Source organism: Flagellimonas alvinocaridis (assembly GCF_004916895.1).
Lineage (GTDB): Bacteria > Bacteroidota > Bacteroidia > Flavobacteriales > Flavobacteriaceae > Flagellimonas > Flagellimonas alvinocaridis.
Genome location: NZ_SNTZ01000006.1, coordinates 113,874 through 119,873 on the forward strand (window position 1 = coordinate 113,874; position 6,000 = coordinate 119,873).

5 protein-coding genes and 1 rRNA gene are annotated in these 6,000 nt (G+C 42.6%); 2 read left to right on the forward strand and 4 right to left on the reverse strand.

All coding sequences use genetic code 11. The annotated features are described in order from the left end of the window. Positions 1-83 precede the first annotated feature (83 nt). Complete coding sequence (locus tag EZV76_RS12265; protein WP_136566864.1) at positions 84-1,250, reverse strand: THUMP domain-containing class I SAM-dependent RNA methyltransferase; 1,167 nt, start codon at positions 1,248-1,250, stop codon at positions 84-86. A 56-nt stretch (positions 1,251-1,306) separates the two neighbouring features. Between EZV76_RS12265 and EZV76_RS12270 the strand changes: the two genes are divergently transcribed. Both EZV76_RS12270 and EZV76_RS12275 read left to right on the forward strand, forming a co-directional pair. Then, entirely contained in the window at positions 1,307-1,999 is a 693-nt protein-coding gene (locus tag EZV76_RS12270) for a ZIP family metal transporter (RefSeq protein WP_136566855.1), read from the forward strand. 174 nt (positions 2,000-2,173) lie between these two features. Beyond that, positions 2,174-3,592, forward strand: coding sequence for a cadherin repeat domain-containing protein (locus EZV76_RS12275; protein ID WP_136566856.1), 1,419 nt, complete (start codon positions 2,174-2,176; stop codon positions 3,590-3,592). 57 nt (positions 3,593-3,649) lie between these two features. Here the strand turns inward: EZV76_RS12275 and trhA are convergent, their stop codons facing one another. The 3 genes from trhA to rrf form a co-directional block, all read right to left on the reverse strand. Then, positions 3,650-4,294: a PAQR family membrane homeostasis protein TrhA gene (gene trhA / locus EZV76_RS12280; RefSeq protein ID WP_136566857.1), complete on the reverse strand. Its 645-nt coding sequence runs from the start codon at positions 4,292-4,294 to the stop codon at positions 3,650-3,652. Positions 4,295-4,300: 6 nt separating this feature from the next. Beyond that, complete coding sequence (locus tag EZV76_RS12285) at positions 4,301-5,638, reverse strand: amidohydrolase family protein (RefSeq protein WP_136566858.1); 1,338 nt, start codon at positions 5,636-5,638, stop codon at positions 4,301-4,303. A 75-nt stretch (positions 5,639-5,713) separates the two neighbouring features. After that, a 5S ribosomal RNA gene (rrf, locus tag EZV76_RS12290) occupies positions 5,714-5,825 on the reverse strand. Positions 5,826-6,000 lie beyond the last annotated feature (175 nt).

The window sequence follows — 6,000 nt, forward strand, 5'->3', positions numbered from 1 at the left end:
TTGCCAAAACTTTCAAGAAAACCCAAACTTTTGTTAGGGTAAAGTTAACTAAATTTTAATTGATTGTAAAAAAGTCCGAATACTTAGACATTGTCTTTTTGATATTTTGCCTTTTTGCTACCCTCATACATTTCATAATATACAAGCCTAGCTTCCAGTTTTCCATTGAATGCCTTGATCTTTCTTGAAGGTTTGAGTCCCACATGCTTTAAAGCCTCTAAATTGGACGTGATCATCCAAGCATCCGTTCCGGGATAGTTTTGCTTTAACGTATCCCCTATTTTGCTGTAAAACTCTTCCATTTCTATGGGCAATCGTTCCCCATAAGGCGGGTTAAACACCATATGAAGCCTAGAATCAACCGGTTTTTCTGTTCTAAAAAAGTCTTTCCGCTCCACGGTAATGTATTCAGAAAGATTTGCATTATCAACGTTCTCTTGGGTCTTTCGTACCGCAGATGGGGCCTTGTCATACCCTAATATCTTATGGTGAAATTCCCGGACCTTATTCAAACTGGCATCAACAATCTTTTGATACAATTCCGCATCATAATCGCGCCAATGCATAAAAGCGTACGACTCTCTGTTAATGTTGGCCGGAACATTACAGGCTATCATGGCCGCTTCAATCAAAAAAGTACCGCTTCCGCACATAGGATCTAAAAAATCTGTTCGGCCATCCCAACCGCTTTTCAATAAAAGCCCAGCCGCCAAAACTTCGTTTATCGGGGCAATATTCGTCAACATACGGTAACCTCTCTGGTGCAATGAACTACCTGAACTATCCAATGAGACAGTACAATTATGGTCATGAATGTGGATGTGGATCCTAACATCCGGGTCTTGGGTACTCACATTGGGCCGTTCGCGTTCCACCCGTCTGAACTTGTCCACGATGGCATCCTTGGCCTTGAGCGAAACAAACATGGAATTGTTGAAAATCTCGGTGTTCATGTTGGTATCCACCGCAAAAGTCTGGTTCGGGCCAAAGATGGAGGACCAATTGATGTCATACACCGCTTTATACAGATCTTTCTCATTATACACCTTAAAGGTTCGCAAAGGCTTATAGATCTTCAATGCGGTCCTCAAACACAGGTTGGCCTTGTACATAAAACCCGTATCCCCTTCAAAGGATACATTGCGCACACCTTCCTCAACATTTCCCGCCCCCAAGTTCCGAAGCTCTTTGGCCAAAAGGGGTTCAAACCCGTACAAGGTTTTGGCCAACATCTTAAAATTTCCTGCCATGTTTTCCTGAAATCTTTCCACAAAAATAGGCTATTTTTGCCCCCTGAACCTTTTTTATGGATTTTCCGGCATACATCGTGTACATTGCTCCCATTCTAGCTGTTTGGGCCAGTTTTGCCTTTGCTTTTATTGTACGCCCAAAAAACAACAAGAACATAAAATTGTTGCTGGCCTTTAGTGGGGCTTTCCTTTTATCGTTGACCTTTTTGGAATTGTTGCCCGATGTGTACGAAGGACACGACCCAAAGACCATTGCGCTTTATATTTTGGCCGGTATATTACTTCAGGTGTTTTTAGAGTTTTTCTCCAAAGGTGCAGAACACGGGCATATGCATATCGATATCAAGGAAAATCAATTTCCCTTCCTGCTCTTTTTAAGTTTGTCTATCCATTCCTTGGTCGAAGGGGTTCCCATTCACGGGAATAATTCCATTTTATATGGCATTATTATCCATAAAATTCCGGTTGCCATCATTCTCAGCATATTTTTGATCAATTCCAAAATGAAAATGGGATGGGCCATTCTTTTTATCCTCGTATTTTCATTAATGACTCCTTTGGGCAGTTTCCTGTCTGACCAATTGCCCAAATTACAAGGTTATGGCCATATATTGACCTCTTTAGCCATTGGGGTGTTTTTTCATATTTCTACCATTATTCTTTTTGAAAGTTCTAAAGGACATTCTTTTAATCTGCAAAAATTGTTGGTTATTATCTTGGGCATTGCCAGTGCCTATTTTACCCTCTAAGTCTAATCAGAAGAGGTGTTAAACCCGATTTTATCCCCTTGCTTTCAATATAGTACATCAATTCATATCCCCTTTCCATGCATTGATAAGCAGCATCCATCAATTGGGGGCACATTTCTAAATATCTATAGGCTACTTTGGTTTTCATTACATAACTCCATAACACTAGATATCATGAAAAAAACAAGTATTTTATTGGGCATTTTTGCCATTATGTTAAACTTGGGATGTAGCAAGGATGATGGTCCTGAAGTAAAAGATCCCGTAATCACCATTTCTGACTTTGAAAGTTCCATTGAGGAGAATCCAGTGGAAAATGAAATTTTAGGCACCATAGAAGCCAGTACCAATACTGGAACATTGGTATACTCCTTAACCACGGAGAGTCCCGCTGGGGCATTAAAAATTAACTCAAGTACGGGGCAATTGTCCGTTGCAGCCCCTTCGGTTTTTGTTTTTGAAATCAACCCCAAAATTACAGCTACCGTACAAGCCAAGGTTGGGGATGTCACCAAAACGGCCAACATTACCATCAACGTGACCGAAGAAACTTTGGACGTGGCCACCGCTGTGATAGACAAGACTGGATACACCGCCCCGGAAGACTTGACCTTCCTCTATTCCACGGATGGGGGTGATTCCTATTCTGCGGACAAACCCACCGACCTTACGGAAGGTGATGAGATTTTGGTAAACATCAGCAATGGTATCATGGACATTTCCAAGGATGATTTTTATTTTTCATGGATTGGCTCCAGTCCTGTAGCCAAAACTTCGGAAATTGCCTTGGCCAAATTTGTGGTGGGCAGTACTGATCTGGATATTAAGGTTGCTGTGGTGGATAAGATTGAAATTTTGGTTTCCGATAGAAACACAGGACAATTTTACTCCCTTGATCCCAGTACGGGTGATAAGACCGAAGCCTTTACGATAACCCTTGATGGGGAAGACCTTGTACAAGTGCGTGGTGCCATTTACAACTACGCAGATCGGAAAATGTATGTTTCAACAACAGCTCCGAATGGATTTGAGAAGTCAATGCTCTATTCAGTAGACATGGCCACGTTACAAGCAACCACCATCAACAGTAATCCCAATGATACATGGAAAGGTCTGGCCGATTTGGTCATCACTCCACAAGGAAACATTATGGCCACCATGTCCCTTGGCCAAGGAATAGGTGAATCCCTAATAAGTTTTGATACGGATGGAACAGCGTCCGCTCCCGTTGCCTTTACAGGTGCTGATCTTTGCTGTGGTCTGGGCCTTACGTATGGGGATACAACCAATGAAGTATGGGTTGGTGATAGTGCTGCCACTATTCATAAATCCAATCTCAATGGGGAAGTCAGTGAGACCATCAATTTAACACTAGAGGATTTTGAATATAACATGCCCAATGCATATATGATCAAAAACTTGGTCCAAATTGATGGGGTCTTATATGCTCTTTGCTATGAAAATGACAATGCTATCACTCATATTGCCAAAGTAGATTTGGAAAACAACACCTTGGTCCATATTGCCCAACTTTCAAATAGTAATGCAACCCAAGTAAATGCTTTAGTATTTATTCCTGCATACTTATTCTAAAAAAACAACCAACCTATCAATTAACAGTAGAGGGGGCGAGCTTTTTCGCCCTCTTTTTTATGAGTTGTCACCAAACAATAGAGACACCAAATACCAATGGCTCATGGCCCCACTCAGAACAAAAAGGTGCCATATCAAATGGTTATAAGGTATCCTTTTGATGGCATAAAAAACAATGCCCAAGGTATAAAAGGCTCCTCCAAGCGATAGATAAAACAATCCGGTTGGTGAAAGGTGCTTAACCAAATAGGGGACATCAATGACTATAAGCCAGCCCATAACACCGTAAAGCACCAAGGAAAACACTTCAAACTTACCTGTAAAGAACAGTTTCAGTACGGTTCCGAACAAGGCAATGCCCCAGACCAAAAAAAACAGCAGCCAGCCTTTGGAGGGTAAAAGTACGGTAAGACATACTGGAGTATACGTACCAGCTATCAAATAATAAATACTAATATGGTCCAAAGCTCTGAGCTTTTTCTTCAATCTCGGGTCTTGTACAGAGTGGTATAACGTAGATGCAGTAAATAACAGCACCACGGATATACAATACACCAGAATGCTACCAAAGAGGTAAGGTGTATCACCAATGTCTTTTTGAAGAAGGGTCGTACTCCCCACAAGGGCCAATACAACACCAAGGCCATGCGAATACGCATTCCATTTTTCTTCCCGTAAAGCAGATTCGGATTTGAACGTCAAAAAGAATTATTTGTAGCGTTTGCCATGCTTGATTACCATATCCACATCTTGCAGCAAGCTAATGTACCGCAAAACATCCCCTTTCACCGCAATGATATCGGCATATTTTCCCGGCGTAACCGTCCCCACGTCATCGGCAACTCCCATCCAGAGTGCAGGCCAATAAGTCGCCGAACGAATGGCATACATGGGGTCTATTCCAAATTCGTTGACCCAAACATCCAGTTCGTTCCATGTGGATTGACTGTGAAACTTCATTGGAATTCCACTATCCGTACCAATCAAAAGAACAACACCCGCATCCAACAATTGCTGTACCTTGGTTTGTAAAGTAGGTTTTCGGGACGGTGTTAACTGAAAGTATGGGAGCCTATCTGGGTGCTTAAAACTGTTTTTTATATCAGTGATTACACTATCTGGCAATCCTAAATGCCATGAATCATTATCCAGCTTCTCCTGATTGTCCCTGACATACTCATAATTATAAAGCCCTTCAACAGTGGGGCACCAAAACAAAGGGCCTTTATTCATTTGAGCAGTACGTTCTTCAATCATTTTGATTACATCTTCGGGGTACTTGGGTGCTGAAGACAAGCCAGTATGTTCAAAACAATCCACTCCAACTTCGAGTCCTCTTCTGATTTCTTCAGGTCGATGTCCATGCGCCACTACCTTCAGATTATTCTTATGGGCCTCATCCACCACGGCTTTGAGTTCTTCCATGGTCATTTGATCATGGTCTATCAGTTTAATGACATCAACCCCAGCCTTGGCCAATCTTTTGATTTTCTTTATTCCATCCTCAGGACCGTTCACTCCCCACCGAAAATCTTCGGTCCCAGGATAGGGTTCATGTTGTATAAAAGGTCCTGAAACATATAAAGTAGCTCCGGGAATTTTTCCAGAATTAATAGCATCCCTAACTGCTATGCTTTCCTCTAAAGGGGCGCCCAAATCCCTGGCACTGGTAACCCCGGCCATTAAAAGCTGATGTGCCGAGGAGGGCATGATCACATCTTTGAACAAAGGTGGATAGGTTTTGTCCCAATAGGCATAATCCGCATGACCATTGATCATGGTATGCACATGCATATCCCATAGACCCGGAAGCACACTCATCCCTTCCGTGGACATCACTTCAGCATTGGCCGGAACAGGCAAAGTCTCCACGGTTCCGATGGCTTTGATTCGTTCACCTTCTATAAGTATTACGGAATTTTTGATGGGATCGGAGCCATAGCCGTCAATCAATGTACCCCCAACCAAAGCTTTAAGTTGGTTTTTTTGGGAAAATAATGAAAGGGCAAGAAATAAAAAGCAAGAGGTTAAAATAATTCTTCGCATGCCAGTTTTGTTTTAGCTAAAGATAACGCATAGCATAAAAACAAAAAAGCCCTCTACTTGCGTAAAGGGCTTTGAGGAAGGCGGCGACCTACTCTCCCACCTGGTGTGGCAGTACCATCGGCGCAAACGGGCTTAACTTCCCTGTTCGGAATGGAAAGGGGTGGACCCCGTCGCCATGGCCACCTAGATCTTCAATATCTTAAATGTTCATGATATGACATATTATGGGACGGACCTTTGGCAAGGCCCAAAAAAGAGTCAACGAAGCATTGTTGTTACAAGGAAGCCCCGAGAGGGCGGCGCAAGCTTACGGGCAATTAGTACCGCTCGGCTGCATGCATCGCTGCACTTCCACCTACGGC